Annotated in this window: 18 protein-coding genes; 12 read left to right on the forward strand and 6 right to left on the reverse strand. The window is 65.5% G+C overall.

Annotated elements, in window-relative coordinates; genetic code table 11:
• The 7 genes from NPS46_RS07060 (at position 1) to NPS46_RS07090 (ending at position 7,566) form a co-directional block, all read left to right on the forward strand.
• A complete protein-coding gene (locus tag NPS46_RS07060; RefSeq protein ID WP_274105716.1) occupies positions 1-1,779 on the forward strand; it encodes an aconitase X in 1,779 nt (592 codons plus the stop codon).
• Positions 1,772-2,437, forward strand: a complete 666-nt coding sequence (locus NPS46_RS07065) for an amino acid ABC transporter permease (RefSeq protein ID WP_274105717.1) — start codon at positions 1,772-1,774, stop codon at positions 2,435-2,437. Before NPS46_RS07060 ends, NPS46_RS07065 begins: the two co-directional genes overlap by 8 nt.
• A gap of 10 nt (positions 2,438-2,447) precedes the next feature.
• Positions 2,448-3,098 (forward strand): amino acid ABC transporter permease, encoded by a 651-nt coding sequence (locus tag NPS46_RS07070; protein WP_274105718.1) that lies wholly within the window; start codon positions 2,448-2,450, stop codon positions 3,096-3,098.
• Positions 3,091-3,813 carry an amino acid ABC transporter ATP-binding protein gene (locus tag NPS46_RS07075; RefSeq protein WP_274105719.1) on the forward strand — a complete coding sequence of 241 codons (723 nt, stop codon included), beginning with the start codon at positions 3,091-3,093 and terminating at the stop codon, positions 3,811-3,813. Before NPS46_RS07070 ends, NPS46_RS07075 begins: the two co-directional genes overlap by 8 nt.
• Positions 3,814-3,822: 9 nt before the next feature.
• A complete protein-coding gene (locus NPS46_RS07080) occupies positions 3,823-4,851 on the forward strand; it encodes a trans-3-hydroxy-L-proline dehydratase (protein ID WP_274105720.1) in 1,029 nt (342 codons plus the stop codon).
• Between the two features lie 125 nt (positions 4,852-4,976).
• Complete coding sequence (locus NPS46_RS07085) at positions 4,977-5,894, forward strand: dihydrodipicolinate synthase family protein (RefSeq protein WP_274105721.1); 918 nt, start codon at positions 4,977-4,979, stop codon at positions 5,892-5,894.
• Between the two features lie 91 nt (positions 5,895-5,985).
• Positions 5,986-7,566 (forward strand): aldehyde dehydrogenase (NADP(+)), encoded by a 1,581-nt coding sequence (locus tag NPS46_RS07090; RefSeq protein WP_274105722.1) that lies wholly within the window; start codon positions 5,986-5,988, stop codon positions 7,564-7,566.
• Between the two features lie 32 nt (positions 7,567-7,598).
• Here the strand turns inward: NPS46_RS07090 and NPS46_RS07095 are convergent, their stop codons facing one another.
• Positions 7,599-8,606, reverse strand: coding sequence for an Ldh family oxidoreductase (locus NPS46_RS07095; RefSeq protein ID WP_274106033.1), 1,008 nt, complete (start codon positions 8,604-8,606; stop codon positions 7,599-7,601).
• 160 nt (positions 8,607-8,766) lie between these two features.
• On the reverse strand, positions 8,767-9,777 hold the full coding sequence (locus NPS46_RS07100; protein WP_274105723.1) for a YopJ family acetyltransferase: 1,011 nt from the start codon (positions 9,775-9,777) through the stop codon (positions 8,767-8,769).
• A 158-nt stretch (positions 9,778-9,935) separates the two neighbouring features.
• Here NPS46_RS07100 and NPS46_RS07105 point away from each other — a divergent pair, with 158 nt between their 5' ends.
• On the forward strand, positions 9,936-10,178 hold the full coding sequence (locus NPS46_RS07105; RefSeq protein WP_274105724.1) for a hypothetical protein: 243 nt from the start codon (positions 9,936-9,938) through the stop codon (positions 10,176-10,178).
• Between the two features lie 90 nt (positions 10,179-10,268).
• The gene (locus NPS46_RS07110; protein WP_274105725.1) at positions 10,269-11,423 is read left to right on the forward strand and encodes a cysteine desulfurase family protein; all 1,155 of its coding nucleotides are present in this window, start codon (positions 10,269-10,271) and stop codon (positions 11,421-11,423) included.
• Between the two features lie 6 nt (positions 11,424-11,429).
• Here the strand turns inward: NPS46_RS07110 and NPS46_RS07115 are convergent, their stop codons facing one another.
• Genes NPS46_RS07115 through lexA form a run of 4 tightly spaced genes read right to left on the reverse strand, consistent with a single transcriptional unit; the run spans position 11,430 to position 17,161 of the window.
• Positions 11,430-14,507 (reverse strand): error-prone DNA polymerase, encoded by a 3,078-nt coding sequence (locus NPS46_RS07115; protein ID WP_274105726.1) that lies wholly within the window; start codon positions 14,505-14,507, stop codon positions 11,430-11,432.
• On the reverse strand, positions 14,504-15,919 hold the full coding sequence (locus NPS46_RS07120; RefSeq protein ID WP_274105727.1) for a Y-family DNA polymerase: 1,416 nt from the start codon (positions 15,917-15,919) through the stop codon (positions 14,504-14,506). The genes NPS46_RS07115 and NPS46_RS07120 overlap by 4 nt, the downstream gene beginning before the upstream one ends.
• A gap of 7 nt (positions 15,920-15,926) precedes the next feature.
• Positions 15,927-16,544, reverse strand: a complete 618-nt coding sequence (gene imuA / locus NPS46_RS07125) for a translesion DNA synthesis-associated protein ImuA (RefSeq protein ID WP_274105728.1) — start codon at positions 16,542-16,544, stop codon at positions 15,927-15,929.
• On the reverse strand, positions 16,544-17,161 hold the full coding sequence (gene lexA / locus NPS46_RS07130) for a transcriptional repressor LexA (protein WP_274105729.1): 618 nt from the start codon (positions 17,159-17,161) through the stop codon (positions 16,544-16,546). The genes imuA and lexA overlap by 1 nt, the downstream gene beginning before the upstream one ends.
• A gap of 174 nt (positions 17,162-17,335) precedes the next feature.
• Between lexA and NPS46_RS07135 the strand changes: the two genes are divergently transcribed.
• From NPS46_RS07135 to NPS46_RS07145, 3 genes are read left to right on the forward strand one after another with little or no spacing between them, the layout of a single operon-like run.
• A complete protein-coding gene (locus tag NPS46_RS07135; protein WP_274105730.1) occupies positions 17,336-18,121 on the forward strand; it encodes an efflux RND transporter periplasmic adaptor subunit in 786 nt (261 codons plus the stop codon).
• Positions 18,118-19,437, forward strand: a complete 1,320-nt coding sequence (locus NPS46_RS07140; protein ID WP_274105731.1) for an efflux RND transporter periplasmic adaptor subunit — start codon at positions 18,118-18,120, stop codon at positions 19,435-19,437. Before NPS46_RS07135 ends, NPS46_RS07140 begins: the two co-directional genes overlap by 4 nt.
• Positions 19,438-21,537 (forward strand): site-2 protease family protein, encoded by a 2,100-nt coding sequence (locus NPS46_RS07145; RefSeq protein ID WP_274105732.1) that lies wholly within the window; start codon positions 19,438-19,440, stop codon positions 21,535-21,537.
• The last annotated feature ends 69 nt before the right edge of the window (positions 21,538-21,606 follow it).

Here is a 21,606-nt window from a genome sequence, read left to right on the forward strand (position 1 = left end):
ATGCCCAGCACGCCCACTTCCCTGACCGGGCATAGCCTGGTCGAGGGCGCCGGCCACGGCGCCCTGCTGTTTGCCGACACCGGGCTGAGTTTCTGGGGCGGCGTCGATCCGTTTACCGGCGAAGTGATCGATCGGCACCACCCCCTCAGCGGCCAGCACCTGGCTGGCCGCGTGCTGGCCATCCCCAGCGGCCGGGGCTCATGCACCGGCAGCAGTGTGATGATGGAACTGATCAGCAATGGCCATGCACCGGCGGCACTGGTGCTGGCTGAACCCGACGAGATCCTGACCCTGGGCGTGCTGGTGGCCCAGACCTTCTTCAACCGCTCCCTGCCGGTGCTCTGCATCGGCCGGGAGGCCTTTGCCACGCTGCGCGGCCACGGCTTTGCAGAGGTCCTGGGCGAACAGCTGAAACTGCACGACAGCCCTATCGAATCCTCCCCGACGACGCCCGACGCGCCGCCGGACCTTGCTACCAATACCTCCCTGACCCTCAGCGAACTCGACCAGGCGCTACTCGATGGCCGCCATGGCCAGGCCGCCCAGGTCGCTATGCAGATCGTTCTGCGCATGGCCCAGTTGCAAGGCGCCCCCTGCCTGGTGGACGTGACCCAGGCCCATATCGACGGCTGCATCTATACCGGTCCCGCCAGCCTGCGCTTTGCCCAGCAACTGGTGCAGTGGGGCGCACAGGTGCGGGTGCCGACCACCCTCAACTCGATTTCCGTGGACCAGCGACGCTGGCGCGAACTGGGCATCGATGCTGCGCTCGGCGAGCCGGCCAGCGCCCTGGGTGATGCCTATATGGCCATGGGCGCGCAACTGAGTTTTACCTGCGCACCCTATCTTCTCGACAGCGCGCCAAAACTGGGCGAGCAGATTGTCTGGGCCGAATCCAACGCCGTGGTCTACGCCAACAGCGTACTGGGCGCGCGCACCCAGAAGTACCCCGATTACCTGGATATCTGCATTGCCCTGACCGGCCGCGCACCGCTGATCGGCTGCCACCTGGACGCCCAGCGCCAGGCCCGGCTGCAGATCGAACTACCGCCCCTGGGCGAACTGGATGACGCCTTCTACCCGCTGCTCGGCTACCACATCGGCACGCTGGTCGGCAGTCAGGTGCCGCTGATCCTCGGCCTGGAGCAACGCCAGCCGAGCCTGGACGACCTGAAGGCCTTTGGCGCAGCCTTCGCCACCACCTCGGCCGCACCGCTGTTTCATATCGCCGGCGTGACGCCCGAGGCACTGGACCCGACCCAGGTCATCGCGCCGGGTCAACCACTGCCGGTCACCCGCATCCGCCTGCAAGACCTGCTGCTCAGCTGGCGCGAACTCAACAGCGCCCGCGACCCGGCCGTGGACATGGTCTCACTGGGCAACCCGCATTTCTCCCTGAGCGAGTTCGCGCGCCTCGCGCAACTGTGCCAGGGCCGCCGCAAACACCCGCAGGTGAGCCTGGCAATTACCTGCGGGCGCGCCGTGCTGGAACAGGCCCGCGCCGCCGGTTATCTGGTGGCCATCGAGGCCTTTGGCGCGACCCTGGTGACCGACACCTGCTGGTGCATGCTTGGCGAGCCGGTGATCCCGCCTGCCGCCCGCACGCTGATGACCAACTCGGGCAAGTACGCCCACTACGCCCCCGGCCTGGCCGGTCGGCCGGTGCACTTCGCCAGCCTGGGCGAGTGTGTCGAATCGGCCTGTACCGCCCTGAGCACGGGCCGCCTGCCGACCTGGCTGGCACCTGCTGCCCTTCTGGAGAGCCCCGCGCATGTTTGACTATACCTTCCAATGGCGAGCGGCCCTGCGCGCCCTGCCCGATATGCTCGGCGGTGCCTGGGTCACGTTCGAGACCGCCGCCCTGTCGATGATCTTCGGGGTGCTGATTGCCCTGGGCCTGACCGTCATGCGCGAAGCCAAGCAGCCCCTGCTGCGCGGCATCGGCAATGGCTGGGTGTCGATTGCCCGCAACACGCCGTCGCTGTTCCAGATCTACATCCTCTACTTCGGCCTGGGTTCGCTGGGGCTGCACGTCAGCTCCTGGTTCGCCCTGCTGGCGGGGATCACGTTCAACAACGCCGGCTACCTGGCGGAGAACTTTCGCGGCGGCCTTAAGGCCGTGCCCACCACACAGATGCGCGCAGCCCGCTCCCTGGGCATGAGCGCCTTCCAGGCCTATCGGATGATCATCGTGCCGCAGCTGTTGCGGGTGGTGTTCTACCCGCTGAGCAATCAGATGGTCTGGGCGGTGCTGATGACGTCCCTGGGGGTGATCGTCGGCCTGAACAACGACCTCACCGGCGTGACCCAGGACTACAACGTCAAGACCTTCCGTACCTTCGAATACTTCGCCATCGCCGCGGTGCTGTATTACCTGATCGCCAAGCTGATCGTCGCGGTAGCCCGGCTGATGGCCTGGCGGCTGTTCCGTTACTGAGGACCTGTGCATGTTTGCCACCAGTTTTACCTGGAATGACCTGCTGTTCATGCTCGATGGCGCCTGGGTCACGCTGCAACTGACGTTCTGGTCGATCATCCTCGGCTCCGTCGCCGGCCTGCTGTTCGGCCTGCTGCGCGCCTTGCTGCCGCGCGCCAGCCTACCGCTGGCCTGGGTGCTGGATATCTTTCGCAGCGTGCCGCTGCTGATCCAGTTCGTGCTGTTCAACTCGTTCAAGAGCATCGTCGGCCTGAACATCAGCGCCTTCAGCGTCGGCTGCATCGTGCTGGGGGTCTATGCCGCCGCGTACTTCACCGAGATCGTGCGCAGCGGCGTGCTCTCGGTGCCGCCGACCGTGCGCCGGGCCAGCCGCTCCCTGGGGCTGACCTACCTGCAGGACCTGCGCTGGATTGTCCTGCCCATGGCCTCGCGCGTGGCCTTCCCCGGCTGGCTGAACCTGGTGCTCAGCGTGATGAAGGACACTGCGTTGGTGATGTGGATCGGCATCGTCGAGCTGCTGCGGGCCTCGCAGACCATCGTCACGCGGATTCAGGAACCCCTGCTGGTGCTGTGCATCGCGGGCCTCATTTACTACGTCATGAGCCTGGTGGTTGCACGCCTGGGCGCCCGTCTGGAAAGAAGGTGGCAAGAAAATGATTGAGATCGACAACGTACACAAATCCTTCGGCGACCTCGAAGTGGTCAAGGGTGTCAGCCTGACCGTCAACAAGGGCGAAGTGGTGTCGATCATCGGCGGCTCCGGCTCCGGCAAGTCGACCCTGCTGATGTGCATCAACGGCCTGGAACCGATCCAGAAAGGCAGCATCCGCGTCGACGGTATCGAGGTCCACGGCAAGGGCACCAACCTCAATCAGTTGCGCCAGAAGATCGGTATCGTCTTCCAGCAATGGAACGCCTTCCCTCACCTGACGGTGCTGGAAAACGTCATGCTGGCGCCGCGCAAGGTGCTCGGCAAAAGCCGCGAAGAGGCCGAAGCCCTGGCCATCCAGCAACTGACCCATGTGGGCCTGGGCGACAAGTTCAAGACGTTCCCCGGCAAGCTGTCCGGCGGCCAGCAACAGCGCATGGCGATTGCCCGCGCCCTGGCCATGTCACCGGACTACATGCTGTTCGACGAAGCCACCTCGGCCCTTGACCCGCAACTGGTCGGCGAAGTGCTGGACACCATGCGCATGCTCGCCGAAGACGGCATGACCATGGTCCTGGTGACCCACGAAATTCGCTTTGCCCGCGATGTGTCCGACCGCGTGGCGTTCTTTCGCAACGGCCTGGTCCACGAGATCGGCTCGCCCGATCAGGTGATCGGCAACCCCATGCAGCCGGAAACGGCAGCCTTCCTCAAATCGGTCAAATAGGAGTCGGCAATGCGTTCATCGAAAATCATCCATGTGGTCAGCTGCCACGCCGAAGGTGAGGTCGGCGATGTGATTGTCGGCGGCGTGGCTCCGCCGCCGGGCGCTACGGTCTGGGAGCAGTCGCGCTGGATCGCCCAGGACGAGACCCTGCGCAATTTCGTCCTCAATGAACCGCGGGGCGGCGTGTTCCGCCATGTCAATCTGCTGGTGCCGCCCAAGGATCCACGTGCGCAGATGGGCTGGATCATCATGGAGCCGGCCGACACGCCGCCGATGTCCGGCTCCAACTCGCTGTGCGTGTCCACGGTGCTGCTCGACAGCGGCATCCTGCCGATGACCGAACCGCAGACCCGGCTGGTCCTCGAAGCCCCCGGCGGGTTGATCGAAGCCGTGGCCGAGTGCCGCGATGGCAAGGTCCAACGGGTCGAGGTGAAGAACGTACCGTCCTTTGCCGACCGTCTCGATGCCTGGATCGAGGTCGAAGGCCTGGGCTCGATCCAGGTCGATACAGCCTATGGCGGCGACAGTTTTGCGATTGTCGATGCGCGACGCCTGGGCTTCGAGATTCGCCCCGATGAAGCCAAGGACATCGTTGCCATCGGCCTGAAAATCACCCAGGCCGCCAACGAGCAGTTGGGCTTCGTCCATCCGCTGAACCCGGACTGGTCCCATATCTCGTTCTGCCAGATCGCCGCGCCCATCGTCTACCAAGACGGTATCGCTACCGGCGCCAACGCCGTGGTCATCCGTCCCGGCAAGATTGACCGCTCCCCCTGCGGCACCGGGTGTTCCGCGCGCATGGCCGTGCTGCAGGCCAAGGGCATTCTCAAGGTTGGCGACCGCTTTATCGGCCGTTCGATCATTGGTTCCGAGTTCCAGTGCCGCATCGACTCGGCCACCGAACTGGCCGGCCGCCCGGCCATCTACCCCTGTTTGTCAGGGCGTGCGTGGATCACCGGCACCCATCAACTGCTGCTCGATCCGAGCGACCCGTGGCCCCAAGGCTACCGCCTATCGGACACCTGGCCCGGTGCGTGATAGCCAAGCCAATGATTCAGTTGGATAAATAACTTAAACACCGCTTGAACAGAAAAAAACACTGGCCCAACTTAGGGCTTTAAAATATCGTATACGAAATACAATAGACACAACCGGAGACAACCATGAGCAAGCGCATCAACTGGAGTGGCGTCTTTCCTGCGGTCACCACTCAATTCAACGACGACTTCACCATCAACCTGGAAAAGACCCACCAGGTCATCTCCAATGTGATCCGTGACGGCGTCTCGGGCCTGGTGGTCTGCGGTTCGGTGGGCGAGAACACCTCGCTGACCGCCGAAGAAAAGATCGCCGTGACCGAAGTCGCCGTCGACGCCTCGCGCGGTCGTGTACCGGTGATCTGCGGCGTGGCCGAGTTCACCAGCGTGCAGGCCGCCAAAGTGGCCAACGCGGTGCGCAAGGTCGGCGTCGATGGCGTGATGCTGATGCCCGCGCTGGTCTACGGCTCCAAGCCGTTCGAGACCGCCGAACACTACCGCTACGTGGCCAAGAACGCCGACGTGCCGCTGATGGTCTACAACAACCCGCCGATCTACAAAAACGACGTGACGCCGGACATCCTGATTTCGCTGTCCGACTGCGACAACGTGGTGTGCTTCAAGGATTCTTCGGGCGACACCCGGCGCTTTATCGACATCCGCAATGAAGTCGGCGACCGCTTCGTGCTGTTCGCTGGCCTCGACGACGTGGTACTCGAAAGCCTCGCGGTTGGCGCCGAAGGCTGGGTCTCGGGCATGTCCAACGTGTTCCCCAAGGAAGGCGAAACGATCTTCCGCCTCGCCAAGGCCGGCCGCTTTGCCGAAGCCATGCCGATCTACGAATGGCTGATGCCGATCCTGCACCTCGATGCCCGTGCCGACCTGGTGCAGTGCATCAAGCTGTGCGAAGCCATTGCCGGTCGCGGCAGCGCGCTGACCCGCCCACCACGCCTGGCCCTGCCAGAAGCGGATCGGGTGTTTGTCGAGCAGATCATGGCCAAGGCCCTGGCCAACCGTCCGCAACTGCCGGATGTCGGTCTCTGATCGATCCCGCAATCGGCCCGTTCCGCCAGGGACGGGCCCTGCGTACCGCGTAGCGTTTCGCCCCTCCCCCGCGCCTTTCAGGAGCCCGCGCATGTCCGAAATTATCGGCCACAACTTTATCGGCGGCGCTCGCAGCGCCGCCGGCCGTTTTACCCTCCATAGCCACGATGCCAGCAGCGGCGAGCCCCTGCCCTACAGCTTCATCCAGGCCACCGCCGAAGAAGTCGATGCCGCCGCCCGCGCGGCCGCCACCGCCTACCCCGCATACCGCCAACTGCCGGCCAGCCGCCGCGCCGATTTCCTCGAGGCGATTGCCGCGCAACTCGACGCCCTCGACGACGACTTTATCCAGCTGGTGACCCGCGAGACCGCGCTGCCGACCGGGCGTATCCAGGGCGAACGTGGCCGTACCAGCAGCCAGATGCGCCTCTTCGCACAGGTACTGCGCCGGGGCGACTTCTACGGGGCACGGATCGACCGCGCCCTGCCCGAACGCCAACCGCTGCCACGGGCCGACCTGCGCCAATACCGCCTGGGCGTCGGCCCGGTGGCCGTGTTCGGGGCGAGCAATTTCCCCCTGGCGTTCTCCACCGCCGGCGGCGATACCGCCGCCGCCCTGGCCGCCGGTTGCCCGGTGGTGTTCAAGGCCCACAGCGGCCATATGGCCACGGCCGAACACGTGGCCAATGCGATCCTGCGGGCCGCCGAGCAGACCGGCATGCCCGCAGGCGTATTCAATATGATCTACGGTGCCGGCGTCGGCGAAGCCCTGGTCAAGCACCCGGCCATCCAGGCAGTCGGCTTTACCGGCTCGCTCAAGGGTGGCCGTGCCCTGTGCGACATGGCCGCCGCAAGGTCGCAGCCGATCCCGGTATTTGCCGAGATGAGCAGCATCAACCCGGTGCTGGTATTGCCCGAAGCCCTGGCCCTGCGCGGCGAAAAAATCGCCGCCGAGCTGGCCGCGTCGGTGGTGCTGGGCTGCGGGCAGTTCTGTACCAACCCCGGGCTAGTGATCGGCATTCGCTCGGCCGAATTCAGCGCCTTTACCCGCCGCCTGGCGAGCCTGCTGGGCGACCAGCCAGCGCAGACGATGCTCAATGCCGGCACCCTCGCCAGCTACGGCCACGGCATTCAGGCCCTGCTCGCCCACCCCGGCGTGCAGCATCTGGCCGGGCGCGCACAACAGGGCAATCAGGCCCAGCCGCAGTTGTTCCAGGCCGATATCAGCTTGCTGCTCCAAAGTGATCCGCTACTGCAGGAAGAAGTGTTCGGCCCGGCCACCGTCGTAGTCGAAGTGGCCGATCAGGCGCAACTGCTCCAGGCCCTGGAGTGCCTGCATGGCCAACTGACCGCCACGCTGATTGCCGAGCCGGGCGATCTGGTGCCGTTTGCCCACGTGCTGCCGGTGCTGGAGCAGAAGGTCGGGCGGGTACTGTTCAATGGCTACCCGACCGGGGTCGAAGTCTGTGATGCCATGGTCCACGGCGGCCCGTATCCGGCCACCTCGGATGCCCGCGGCACCTCGGTCGGCAGCCTGGCCATCGAGCGTTTCCTGCGCCCGGTGTGCTACCAGAACTGCCCGGACGCCCTGCTACCCCAGGCCTTACAAAATGCCAACCCGCTGGGCATTGCACGCCTGGTCGACGGCCAGCACAGCCGCGACCCGCTGTAGACCGAAGCGGGCGCCTTGGGCGCCCGCTTCCTTTAGAACATCAAAGCCTTGAGGTCGTTGTACAGTGCCTCGGGGATCTGTACCCCTTCGACCAGGCTGCGGGCTCGCGCTTCATAGCGACGCTGCGACGGCAGGCGCGCGCCCTGGCCTTCGATCCCGGCAAACAACGTCTCGGCACGTGCCAGGTGCTCCTCGGTGGCATCGCCGAGAAAACGCCGGGGATCGAGGGCGATAATCAGCTCGCCATGGTAGGGCGAGGACTTGCTGCCGGCGTCATAGGCCAGGGATTCGGCGCTGGTCAGATCGCCGATCAGCGGCCCGGCGATCAACTCCACCATGGCCGCCAGGGCCGAGCCCTTGTGCCCACCAAAGGTCAGCATGGCGCCCTGGTCGAGCACCACATTGGCGTCGGTACTCGGCTGCCCGTGGGCATCCACCCCCCAGCCTTCGGGGATGGCCTTGCCGGCCCGCCGATGCAGCTCGATATCGCCCCGGGCAATGGCGCTGGTGGCAAAGTCAAAGACAAACGGATCACGGCCCGCGCGCGGCCAGCCAAAGGCAATCGGGTTGGTGCCGAACACTGGGCGGCTGCCGCCTGCCGGTGCGACCCAGGCATGGCTCGGGTTGCACGCCAGGGCCACCAGGCCGGCGGCGGTCAGTTGCTCGATCTCGACCCAAAGTGCGGAAAAGTGCACACAGCGGTTGATCGCCAGGGCGGCAATCCCGTTGCGCCGGGCCTTCTCTTCCAACAACGGCAGGCCGGCCTGGAACGCCAGCTGGGAAAAACCGCCAGCGGCGTCCACCCGCACAATCGACGGCGCCTGATCGATCACCCGAGGCTCGGCCGCGGCCTCGACCTTGGCGTTGCGCAGCGAACTCACGCAACCGAGCACCCGATACAGCCCATGGGACGCACAGCCATCGCGCTCGCCGGCGACCACCGTGGCAGTCACCGCCTGGGCGTGAGCAGGGCTGAAACCGTTGTGCAACAGAATCGACTCGGCCAACTCGCGGGCTTCGTCCAGGGTCATGCGGATCATCTTCACGTCCTCGTGCTGGCGTTCCAGCTTGCCCCAGGCACCGGCTGGCGGCTTGAGCCCTTTGGCCCTGCACGAAGACGAATTCGGCACAGTTGTCAGGCATGGGCTCCACGGGCAACGTGCAGGATCGGCAATGGAAGGCCAGAGGCCAACAGCCGGATCAGGCAAGATAGCGCTCAAGGGCCTTCAACTCCGTGAGTCTCTTGTCGTGCGCGGATTTGGATATGACTCTCCCCCCCACCGCCTCCATGTGCCCGTTAACGCGCTCGCGCAATGTCTGCTGTTTTTTATTGAGGATGACTTGCTCGGCATCCGGACGGGTCTCCAGATACTCGGCCATTCGCGCACGGCCCTGAACATGTTTGTAGAAGCTCGGCGGCAAGTATTGGGCCGCCTCGGAAGGCGGCATGAAGGGGTTGTCAGAAAAGACTCTCTGGACATTCAGCTGATGCAGAGAGCTCAAGGCTTGATGCTCTTTGTGCAGCTTCTTACCCAGCGCCAGGCTGAACACCCCACATTCGCTGACACTTCTCTGCAGATTCATCTCAACGGTCAAAAAATGGCAAGTCTCTAACGAGCACGCCCTCTGCACGGCCGTTTTGGCGCGAAGCGCCAGTTTCGTCGGCGCCGGCGCCATCATCCTCTCAAACGTTGTCGGCTCAAACAGAATGACGGAGGCATGTCCGTCCAGAATCCGGCAATCGAACACCGCGAAATGCGTGCCATCGTCGCCCATATTGACGACATAGCGAGTGGCATCCGCCCCTTCCATCGCTTGTTTGATCAAGGCCCCCAGCGGCTCCGGCGCCTCCAGATAGACCAGGTTCAACCCTGGTTTCCGGTCATTGGCCATCTGAACCAGATCCGCCATCAACATGCGCTCCACATTGTAAAAAGGCTCGCCTTGGCACCATGTACCATCGTTCAGCGACACTTCAACCCAGGCGATACAGCTCAAAAGAAACGAGCGCCGGGCTGTGCACTCCCCAGAGGCAACTGTCTTGACCAGCGAGCGGGGCCCGCCACACGCTTCAGCGAAACCTAGCAGGGTCTGGACATCCCCGGGCGTCTCCACCAGCGCCGCTCTCGGGTTGCTCAGAACCTCCCGGCCCTCGTGCCGGAAAGCCGTATGCGTTGGGTTGACATCCCTTTCGACAGACAGGGTGTTCATGATCGGTGCCTCGACGTTGATGGGTCTGTTGAAGCCCGAAGTCTAGGATTTTCGCCCGGGCGAAACCTATCAAATCCTGTCGCCTTTGCAGCAATCCAGCCCATTGCAGGCGTCGAGACAGGCGGCCGGCATCTACACCCAGGAGTCCGCGCAGTTAGATGACTTCCTGGAACACGCCGCAGCCGGTCATGCGCAAGCAAAGCCGCCCCCTAGATGCGCTGATAGCGCTGCGCTGGAAAGTCACACGCAACGGCCCGCCGAAGATCATTCCGTGGGCGGGCCGTTGCTCGCTTAGGGTTTTATCGCCCGCTTATTCCATAAAGATATATGCTTGTTGGAATTTAAAAGGACAATGGAATAAATTTTCATTTAAAGACAAAAAAATAGAATCAAATACTTAGCAACACCGAATAATTCGCCAACAAAGCAATTTTTTTCGCCTAACAGGCTAGTACCATTTCGGCATAACCCGTTTTGAAAGAGCCCTGCCCATGCCGACTGCCCCGCTGTATTTCGACTATGCCGCCACCACCCCCGTCGACGACCGGGTTATCCAAGCCATGGTCGCCTGTCTCGGGCGCGAGGCCAATTTCGGCAATCCCGCGTCCAGCTCCCACGCCTTTGGCAGCCAGGCCCGCCAAGCGGTTGAACAGGCCCGGCGGCAGGTCGGCGAGTTGGTCGGGGCCAGCGCCGAGGCGCTGATCTGGACCTCCGGTGCCACCGAATCAAACAACCTCGCCCTTAAAGGCGTGGCCCAGGCCAGCCTGGGTGAGCGCCGCCACATCATCACCAGCCGTATCGAACACAAGGCCATTATCGACACCGCCCGGCAACTGGAACTGGCCGGCTACCCGGTCACCTGGCTCGAACCCGACAGCCAGGGCCTGATCCAGCCTGACGCCGTGCGCCAGGCCCTGCGCCCCGACACCCTGCTGGTGTCGCTGATGCTGATCAACAACGAACTGGGCACCACCACGGATATCGCCACCATCGGCCAATTCGTGCGCGAGCACGGCGCCCTGCTGCATGTCGATGCCGCCCAGGCGACCGGCAAGCTGGCCATTGACCTGAGCGAACTGGCGGTCGATCTGATGTCGTTTTCCGCACACAAGACCTATGGCCCCAAAGGTATCGGCGCGCTGTATGTCGGCGAGCGCGCACGCGGGGCCCTGCACGCACAGATCCACGGCGGCGGGCATGAACAGGGCCTGCGCTCCGGCACCCTGGCCACCCACCAGATCGTCGGCATGGGCAGTGCCTTCGCCCTGGCCAGCGCCGAAATGGTCGAGGAAGGCCAGCGTATCGCCCGGCTGTCCCAACGTCTGCGCGACGGCTTGCAGGCGCTGCCCGGTGTGCGCCTCAATGGCAGCGCCGAGCAACGCATCCCCCACACCCTGAACCTGTGTATCGAGCGACCTGGCTTCAGCAGCACCAGCCTGGCCCAGGACCTTGCCGTGTCATCCACCTCGGCCTGCAACTCGGCCTGCAATGCCGCTTCCCATGTGCTGTTGGCCCTGGGCCTTGGCGAAGCCCAGGCGCGCAGCAGCATCCGCCTGAGCCTGGGCCGCTATACCCGCGAACAGGATGTGGAACAGGCCATTGCCGCCATCAGCCGCCAGGTCGAGGCCGCGCCTGCACTCTGGTAAGGCGCCTTAGTGGAAGTCGCGGCTGCGCACGGTGATATCGGCCAGCATGGGCGACAGGTCCGTCAGCCGCCCGGCAATCAGGTGCCGGACCTCGCCCTCGACTTCCAGGCGCCCGTCGACCTTGAGCAACTGAGCGCCCACCAACACCTTGCGCTGGCGTTCGGCAAGGTCCCGCCAGACCACCACATTCATATTGCCGAACTCATCTTCCAGGGTGACAAAGGTCACCCCGCTGGCCGTGCCCGGGCGCTGTCGCCCGGTGACCAGCCCCACCACACTGACCGGCCGTCCATGCTCGACACTGGCCAAGTCGCGGGCACTGCGACAGCGCATTGCACGCAGCTGGTCGCGCAGCAACGCCAGCGGATGAGCCCCCAGCGTGGTCCCGAGCATCGCGTAGTCGGCTTGCAGATTCTCCCCCTGGCTGGGTTTGGGCAACTCGACCACCTGCTCATCCGTACTCGCCAGGCCGGCAAACAACCCCAGCTGTCGCTGCACCCCGGCCACCGCCCAGCGCGCCTGATGCCGGTGCCCGGCCAGGTGGCGCAAGGCCCCCGCATCAGCCAGGCTTGCCTGGGCCTGGGCGTCGAGCCCGGCCCGCGCATCGAAGTCGGCCAGGTCATGGAACGGCGCCACCGTGCGCGCCGTCTCGATGCGTCGCGCCGCGTCCTCGCGAAAACCGCGAATCATCCGCAACCCCAGGCGAATCGCCGGTTGCGCGCCAGAGATGGGTTCCAGGCTGCACTCCCAGTCACTGGCCTCGACCGCCACCGGGCGAATCTGCAAACCGTGGCGCCGGGCATCCTGCAATAACTGGTCGGGGCTATAGAACCCCATGGGCCAGCTGTTGATCAGCGCACAGGTAAAGGCTGCCGGCTCATGGCATTTGAGCCAGCAACTGGCGTAGGTCAGCAGGGCAAAACTGGCGGCATGGGACTCGGGAAAGCCGTAACTGCCAAAGCCCTTGATCTGCTCGAAAATCTGCGCGGCGAACTCGCCGCTGTAGCCGTTTTTCAGCATGCCTTGGGTCAGGCGCAGGCGGTGTGGCTCCAACCCACCATGGCGCTTCCAGGCGGCCATGGAACGGCGCAACTCATCGGCCTCGCCAGGGCTGTAGTCGGCCGCAACAATCGCCATCTGCATCACCTGTTCCTGGAACAGCGGCACCCCCAGGGTGCGTTCGAACACCGCCTTGAGCGCGGGCGAGGGATAGTCGATGGGTTCCTCGCCCTTGCGCCGACGCAGATAGGGATGAACCATCCCTCCCTGGATTGGCCCCGGCCGGACAATCGCCACCTCGATCACCAGGTCGTAGTAATTCTTCGGCCGCAACCGCGGCAGCATGGACATCTGGGCCCGCGACTCGATCTGGAAGACCCCCACGGTGTCGGCACGGCCGATCATTTCGTAGGTCGCCGGGTCTTCCTTGGGGATGCTCGCCAGGGTCAGTTCGCGGCCGCGATGACGGGCCAGCAGGTCGAAGGTCCGGCGCAGCGCGCTGAGCATGCCCAGGGCGAGGATATCGACCTTGAGCAGGCCGACCAGGTCCAGGTCGTCCTTGTCCCACTGAATAATCGTGCGCTCGGCCATGGCCGCATTTTCCACCGGCACCAGGCTGTCCAGCGGCGCTTCGGAGATGACAAAGCCGCCAGGGTGCTGGGACAGGTGGCGGGGGAAGCCGATCAGTTGCCCGGTCAACACCAGCACTCGGCGCAGCAACGGGCTCTGCGGATCGAAACCGGCCTCGCGCAGGCGCTCTTCGCTCGGCGGTTCATTGCTCCAGCGGCCGCAGCAATCGGCCAGGGCATTGACCTGGTCCGGCGGCAGGCCGAGGGCCTTGGCCACATCGCGAATCGCCCCGGCCCCCTGGTAGGTGCTGACCACCGCCGTCAGCGCGGCCCGATGCCGCCCGTAGCGCTGGAACACATACTGGATCACTTCCTCGCGGCGCTCGTGCTCGAAATCCACATCGATATCCGGCGGTTCGTTACGTTCGCGCGACAGAAAACGCTCGAACAACATGCTCGACAGCGACGGGTCGATGGCCGTGATGCCCAGGGCATAACACACCGCCGAATTGGCCGCCGACCCCCGGCCCTGGCAGAGGATGCCCTGGCGCCGGGCAAAGTCGACGATATCGTGCACGGTCAAAAAATAGCTGTCGTATGCCAGCTCGGCGATCAGCGTCAATTCCTTCTCGATCAACTCGCGCACAGCGACACTTTCCCCCGCTGGCCAGCGGCGGCGCAGGCCCTCTTCGGTCAGGTGACGCAGCCACGTGGCTGGGGTCTGGCCGGCCGGCACCAGCTCGCGGGGGTACTGGTAGCGCAACTGGCTCAGGTCGAAGGTGCAGCGCCGGGCAATCACCAGGGTTTCGTCGAGCAAGGGCTGCGGATAGAGCCGGCCCAGGGTCTCACGGCTACGCAAATGCCGCTCGCCATTGGCGAACAACCGCAGACCAGCCTCGGCCACCGGCAGATGATGACGGATAGCCGTTATGGTGTCCTGCAGAGCCCGACGGCCGCGCACATGCATATGCACATCGCCACTGGCCACCGCGCCAAGGCCCAGGCGGGCGGCCAGGGCCGACCCGTTGGCCAGGCGCGCGTCATCGTCCTGGCCATGGTGCAGTTCGATCGCCAGCCACACTCGGGCGGCCAGCACCGAGCTGAGCCATTGCCCGTGCTCCACACAGGCCTGCGGGCCCGGCAGCCAGAGCGCCAGCAACCCGGGCAAAGGCTCGGCGAAATCTTCGCGCAATAACCGGTACTGGCCTTTGGGCGCGCGGCGCCGGGCCCGGGTAATCAACCGGCAAAGCCCCTGGTAGCCCTCAAGATTTTCCACCAGCAGCACCAGCTTGGGGCCGTTCTCGACCTGCATTTCACTGCCGACAATCAACGCCACGCCGGCGGCCCGGGCCGCCTGCCAGGCGCGGACGATACCGGCCAGGGTGCATTCATCGGTCACCGCCAGGGCCTGGTAACCCTCGTCCCGGGCCCGCTCGAACAACTCGACGGCGCTGGAGGCGCCACGCTGAAAGCTGAAGTTGGACAGGCAATGCAACTCGGCATACTCCGGCCTCATGCGAACCAGCCCTGCAACAGCAAGGGCCCCTCCTCGCCCACGGCGCGATAGGCCCACCCCTGCTGGCCGGTGGCGGTCTGCACCAGGAAATAGTCGCGACGGATATCACCACCGTCCCACCACCCCGACTCGATACGCTCCGGGCCCTGCAACACGCGCACGCTCGACGCCGCCAGGGCCACCGGCTCCGCCAGCAACCAGCCAGGACGGCGCACATCCCCCGCGGGCGGGCCGGACAAATGCCCGGCCGCCGATTGCCAGGTGTACTCCGGACGATGATCCGCCTGCCAACCCACGCTGCGCACCGCCTCGTCGCCCAGCCGAGCGCGCAAGCGCTCACGCAGTTGCTCCCAGGGCAGCGATTGCTGCGGGCGTTCCTCGAACAATTGCCGATGTTGCGGGACAAAGCGTGGCAAGTCCGCCGCCTGCAAACCAAATGCCCGTACCGGGGCGCCGACCTGAATCTGCTCCAGGCGCCCGCGCGCCAGCTCAAACAACAGGCCCGGCTCACGCTCGGCGCTCAGCAGGCCGACCGGGACCCGCGTCGGCTCACACTGGGCATGTTCGAGCAGCAGCTCGAAGCGCTGCACACCGCTGTCGCGCCCGGCCAGAAACGCCGCCAGATCAGCGGTAAGACGGCGCAGGGGAAACAGCAACGCCTGATGCGACAGCACATCGAAATTCAGTTCGATCCGCGCCTCAAAGCGCTCCGGCGGTTGATAGAACTCCAGGGGCAATGGCCGCAGCCCGCGCAACTGATCGAGATGCTCCAGCACCCGCGGTTCAAAGCGCCGGGCCAGGGCCTCGCGCGGCAGCGCCAGCAGTTGCTGTACCGTGCGCAGGCCCATGCGCGCCAGGGCCGTGGCCACCGTGGGTACCAGCCCGCTGCGTGCGATCGGCAAAGCCTGCACATGCGCCAGCAAGCTGGCCGGGTCTGCCACGGCCAAACCGTCGTGGACATTGGCCAGGGCCCGCGCCGCAGCCGGATTGGGTGCGGCCACGATGCGATGGCGAAACCCCAGTTGCGTCAGTTCTTCGCGCAAGCGCGCTTGTAACGGCGGCCAGGGCCCGAACAGGCCCAGGCTCGACTCGATCTCGAACACCAGCGCCCGGGGATAGCGCAAGCTGACCTGGGAGCTGTAGCGGTAGGCCCAGGCCGCCAGAAACTGCTGCCAACGTTCGATCTCGGCCGGCTCATAGTCAACCCAGGCAAAGTCCCGGCTGATGGCCTGGGCGGCCGCTAATGACTGCCCGGGGCGCAGGCCCAGGTCCCGAGCCGCGCTATTGACGGTCTGCACGACCCGACGCTGCGCAGGACCGCTGAGCAGCGCCAGCGGCGTGTCTGGTTCCGGGCGAGTACGCAGCACACCATCGAGGGCCAGTTGAGGGAAGACGATACACACCCAGCGCATGCCAACCTCAATGCCTGGCGTCGAAGGCGATGGGCGCACCATGGGCCAGCCCGCCCCGGCACTTGAGCACCCGCAATCGGGACGGGCTCGCCTCCACGGCAATGCGCAGCGCAGCCGGTGACGGGTTGCACGCCTCGGCGAGCGCGCGATAGACAAAGGCCAGGGTCTGGCCGCTCTCGGCGGCCACTTGCAACCGCCGCAGGGCGCGGTCATCGGCCTGGCGCGGCCAGCACAGCACCGCGCCGCAACTGCCCGAACGCAGGCACTGCTCGGCCGACCAGAGGATATCCAGGCCACGCGCCTGGACCAGCGACAGATACCGCAGATCGACACCCGCACGGGACCAGGCCTGGGGATAGGGAATATGGGGCGGCGCGACCAACACCACGCGCTCACCGGCCTGGGTCAGACGTGCCAACGTTGGCCAGACCAGATGCAATTCGCCCACGCCTTCGTCGGCCTGCAAAATCTCGGTCAGCGCCGCTGGCGGCCAACCCCCGCTAGGCAGCACGGCGTCGAGTTGGGCATGGCCGCTGGGCTGGGCACTGGCCGGAGCCGGCGCGGGCCGCCCCTTCCAGACCCGGCGCTGATCGAGCAGCGCCTCCAGGGCAATCACGGCGCCCATCAGTGAGGCCTGACCAGGCCGCAAAACACCCCTTCGATGGCCAGGTCCTGATCGGGCTGCACGACAATCGGCGCATACGCCGGGTTGCGCGACAGCAAATGCACCACCTCGGCCTCGCGCTGAAACCGCTTGATGGTGACTTCACCTTCCAGGCGAGCCACGACGATCTGCCCATTCTCGGCCACGGGGGTGCGCCGCACGGCGACCAGGTCCCCATCGAGAATGCCGTCGCCGATCATCGAGTCGCCGCGCACCCGCAGCAGGTAATCGGGCGTGCGGGAAAACAGCCCCGGATCGATCAACAACCGGTCGTGCACCTCGGCATCAACGCCCAGCGGCATGCCCGCCGCCACGCGCCCCAGCACCGGGATCTCCAGCAGCTCGGGCCGCGCCGGCTGGTTAAGCAGGCGAATGCCGCGCGCCTGGTGCGCATTGACCTCGATATATCCCGCCTCGGTCAGCGCGACCACGTGCTTGCGTGCCACGCTGCGCGAGGCAAAACCAAAGGCCTCGGCGATTTCGGCGAGGCTCGGGGGCTGGCCCTTATCGGCGATGCGTTCGCGGATAAAGTTCAGGATGGCGCTACGGCGGGGCGTTAGATTCGTCATGGAGTACATTTGTACTCCTCTAGGATTTTTCTTACAAGAACCGCTAGTCGACTGCCTGTTTGCTCAGCATTTGGACGGCATTCTCCGCCCTGGGATTAATCTTAAATTGCTATCAGAACGCCATTTTCAGCGTGCAGCGACTTCCGTACACTGCGCCGTTCAAGGAATAGAGGGGACGTCACCATGCACACCACCACCCGCTGGGCCTGGGCCGCAGCCAGCCTGCTGGCCGCCGCCACCGGCCATGCCACCAGCGCACAGGACGATCCCCTCCTGGATACCCCCGCCACCGCCACCACTGCGCCCGAGGCCAGCGCCCGGGGCATTCTGCGGGCGCGGGACCAGGCCACGCTGTCCAGCGAACTGGCCGGGCGCATCGTCGAGATGCCCTTCAGCGACGGCCAGACTTTCAACAAGGGCGATGTACTGGTGCGCTTCGATTGCAGCGGCTACCAGGCCCAGTTGAATGCGTCCCAGGCTGCCGCCCGGGCCACCAGCGAAGAGCTCAAGCACAACAAGCAGCTGGCAGCGCTCAACTCGGTCGGACGGTTCGAGGTTGCACTGGCCGAAGCCAAGCAGGCCCAGGCCCAGGCCGAATCCCAGGTCTACCAGGTGCAGGTGCGCCGTTGCAGCGTGACCGCGCCGTTCAATGGCCAGGTGGTGCAGCGCAAGGTCCAGCCCCATGAAAGCGTGGCCAGTGGCACACCGCTGCTGGAGATTGTCGACAACCGCACCCTGGAGGTTCGCCTATTGGTGCCCTCCAGCTGGCAGGGTCGGCTCAAGCCGGGCGAGCACTTCAGCTTTATCCCCGATGAAACCGGGCAACCCCTGCAAGTCGAGATCAAGCGTCTGGGCGCACGTATCGACGAGGGCAGCCAGACCCTGCTGCTGATCGGCAGCCTGCCCGCCGGCACCCAAGGCTTGCTGGCCGGCATGAGCGGCAGCGCACGTTTCACCCCCACGCCATGACAGCCCAGGCGCCAGGGCTGGCTCAGCAGGTCTTCGCCCAGTTCCTCGCACTGGAACAGCAGGCCCGCGCTGCCACCGACATCGACAGCCTGGCCTATGCCATGGTCAACAATGCCCAGCGTCTGTTCGGCTATCGCCATGGCGCCCTGCTGATTGCCGGCAAGGTCCGCGCACTAACCGGCATCAGCGTGGTCGAGCCCAACGCGCCCTTTGTCGCCTTTGTCGAGCATGCCGCCCAGCAGTTGCTGGCCCAAGGGCGCTCGGCCCAGGCCCAGGTCGTCGATGCCCATTCACTGGATGTCCAAAGTCAGGCGGACTGGCGTGCGCTGTCCACCGGCTCGGCGTTGTGGCTGCCCCTGCTCGACCGCCGGCAGGAGGCTTTTGGCGGCCTGTGGATCGCCCGCGAACAGCCCTGGAGCGAAGCCGAGCAGACCCTGTTCACGCAATTGAGCCAGTGCTACGCCCATGCCTGGCAAGCCTTGCAGCCCGGCAAACCGTGGCGGCTGCGCTGGCCGCGCAAAAAGATTCTCGCCGTGGGCGCCGCAGCCCTACTGGTTCTGCTGGTGCCGATGCGCCAATCGGTGCTGGCGCCAGCCGAAGTGGTGCCCCTGGGCGGCCAGGTGGTCGCCGCGCCGCTGGACGGGGTGATCGCCGAGTTTCTGGTCAAGCCCAACCAGGCCGTGCGCAAGGGCGATGTGCTGCTGCGCTTTGACACCACCAGCATCAAGGCCCAGGCCGATGTGGCCGAGCGCACGCTGAATGTCGCCGAAGCCGAGCTCAAGGCCAATGCCCAACGCGCTTTCGCCGATGCCGATTCCAGTGCGCGGATCGACCTGTTTGCCGCCCGGGTCGAGCAGAAACGCGCCGAACGCGACTACGCCCGCCAGTTACTGGCCCGTACCGAAGTGCGCGCCGAACGCGACGGCATTGCCGTGTTCGCCGATGCCCAGCGCTGGACCGGCAAACCGGTGCAGACCGGCGAGCGGCTGCTGGAAGTCGCCGACCCGTCCCAGGCCCAATTGCGCATCGAATTGGCCGTGGGCGATGCCCTGGACTTCAAGCCGGGCAGCGAAATCAATCTGTTCCTCGACAGCGACCCGCTGCACCGTCATGTCGCGCACCTGCAACGCAGCGCCTATGAGGCCGAACAGGTCGCCAGTGGCCAGTTGGCCTATCGCCTGGATGGCGAGTTCGAGCAGGCGCCACCGCGCATCGGCCTGCGCGGCACCGCCAAACTGTATGGCGAACGCACCGCCCTGGTCCTGTACCTGCTACGCCGGCCACTGGCCGCGCTGCGCCAGACCGTGGGCCTGTAGATGCAACTGCCACCGCTGCGCCCCGACCTGCAACTGTCCGCCGCCAGCCCGGCGCTGGACGGCTCACCCCAATGGACCCTGGCCGATCCACTGCGCGGGCGCTACTTCAAGCTTGGCGGCACGGCCATGCGCCTGTTGCGGCACTGGCACCTGGGCGAAGCCAACGCCGTGCTGCAGGCGGCCAATCGCGAAGCGGGCATGTCCCTGGACGGCAATGATCTGGAAGAACTGCTCAAGTTTGTGCGCAACCACGACCTGGTCGCCGCCCAGGATGAAGAACAGCGCGCCAGCTATGCACCCAAGGCCGCCCAGCAGCGCCAGGGTTTCTGGCAGGGACTGCTGCACCAGTACCTGTTTTTCCGCATTCCGTTATGGCGCCCCGATGCCTTTCTCGACCGCACCTGGCCCTGGCTCGCACGCTACGGCCCACGTCTGCTGCGCTGGGGCCTACCCATGCTGTTGGGCCTGGGCGGGTTTCTGGTGGCGCGGGACTGGGAACGCTTTATCGCGACCTTCCCCCATCTGTTCAGCCTCGGCGGCGCCCTGTCCTTCGCCATTGCCTTGACCTTTGCCAAGCTGTGCCATGAATTCGGCCATGCCTATATGGCCAAGCGCGCAGGTTGTCGGGTCCAGAGCATGGGCCTGGCCTTTATGGTGATGCTGCCGATGTTCTACACCGATGTCAGCGATGCCTGGCGGATCAACGACCGCCGCTCGCGGCTGCTGATCGGCGCCGGCGGTGTGATGGCCGAACTGCTGCTGGCCAGTGTCGCGCTGCTGGCCTGGTCCCTGTTGCCAGATGGCCCGGCGCGCACCGCGGCCTTCATGCTGGCCAGCGCCACCTGGATCACCACCCTGGTGATTAACCTCAACCCCTTTATGCGCTTTGACGGCTACTTCCTGATCAGCGACTGGTGGGGCGTGGACAACCTGCAGAACCGCGCTTTCGCCCTGTGCCGCTGGCGCCTGCGCGAGGCGCTGTTCGGCTATGGCGAACCCATGCCCGAACCCTGGCCGCCGACGCTGCGCCGACGCCTGCTGATCTGGGGCTACGGCTCGTGGCTGTGGCGCGCGGCGCTGTTTCTGGGGATCGCCCTGGCGGTCTACCACATGTTTTTCAAGCTGCTCGGCGTGTTCCTGATGGCGGTCGAACTGCTGTGGTTTATCGTCCTGCCGATCTGGCGCGAAGGCCAACAATGGTGGCAGCGCCGCGACCAGGCCCACGCCGGCAATGCGCTGCTGGTCGGCGTGGGGCTGCTGGCCCTGCTGGCCGTGTTGCTGGTGCCGTGGCGCAGCAGCGTGGACATCCCCGCCCTGCTCGAAGCGTCAGGCAGTACCGCCTTGCATGCGCCGCTGCCGGCCCGGGTCAAGCACTTACATGTGCGCGACGGCGAGGTCGTGGCCAGGGATCAACTGCTGCTGGAGCTCGAATCCCCCGACCTAGATGCGCGCATGACGATCATCCGCCATGAAATCGCCCTGCTGCAATTGCAGTTGCGCCGCCAGGCCGGGCGCAGCGAGACCATTGCCGATGTCGGCGTGCTGGAGCAGCAACTGGCCCAGTCCCTGGCCGAATACCGCGGCCAGCAGGCCCAACGCCAACGCCTGCAGTTACGGGCGCCCACCGCCGGAGTGGTGCGCGATCTGCTGCCCAACCTGAGTCCCGGCCGCTGGCTGGCGCCGCAAAACACCCTCGCCCGGGTGGTCGAGCCCGGTGTGCGCCTGCGCGGCTATTTACAGGAAGAAGCGCTGTGGCGCGTAGAACCGGGCGCCGAAGGCCGCTTTATCAGCGACGATCCGAGCCGGGCAGCGCCCGCCGTACGCCTGGAAGAAATCGACGCCACCGGCGCCAGCCAGCTGCAATTGCAGGCCCTGGCGTCCGATCACCAGGGGCCCATTGCCGTACGCCGCAATGCCGCCCGCGAAGCCGAACCGCTGCGCGCGCAATACGGTGTGCACCTGCGCGTGATCGACCCGGATGCCGCGGCGCCACAGCAACCCTTGCGCGGCATGGTGGTGCTGCAAGGTCGCGCTGAGTCACTGCTGGGGTTTGTCTGGCGGCGCATGGTGGCGTTGGGTGTGCGGGAAAGTGGTTTCTGAGCCCTGGTTAATCGATTAAGCCTCAGCCAGGCCGGGTTTTCGATTGCGCCGACATATTTTTTTATGGAT

The sequence above is a fragment of the Pseudomonas putida genome (assembly GCF_028682395.1).
Lineage (GTDB): Bacteria > Pseudomonadota > Gammaproteobacteria > Pseudomonadales > Pseudomonadaceae > Aquipseudomonas > Aquipseudomonas putida_AB.